Source organism: Martelella sp. FLE1502 (assembly GCF_053484255.1).
The window spans coordinates 1-332 of sequence record NZ_JBAKFQ010000075.1; the positions used below are offsets into that span (position 1 = coordinate 1).

Annotated in this window: 1 protein-coding gene; it reads right to left on the minus strand. The window is 62.3% G+C overall.

What is annotated here, in order from left to right; translation table 11 throughout:
* Positions 1 to 332 (minus strand): hypothetical protein (locus V6767_RS22735; RefSeq protein ID WP_448475514.1); only part of this gene is annotated, 332 nt, incomplete at both ends.

A 332-nucleotide genomic window follows, 5' to 3' on the forward strand; every position in this document is an offset into this window, starting at 1 on the left:
ATTGCGGGCGGCGATCCGCTCGAGATTGGGAAAGGAGCGATCCGTCTGCGCGCCAAGGGCGGACTTCAAAAGCTGGCTGCGCGTGTGGTCAGCTTCCTTGTGCGCCTGGTCCAGGTCGCGCGCATGGCCGAGGCACAGCGTCGACAGCACCGTCATCAGGCGGATTGCCTCTTCGTCGGTGAAACCGCCCTCCTCCAGATGCCTGAACATGACTTCGACAGGCTCCAGCGGAAGGCTTTTCATCAAGTCGCCAAACCAGAGATAATCCACCAGCTCGGCGAGGCCTGTCGCGCAGTCAGCCAGATCGCGCGCGTAGATCCTGCACGCCTCTT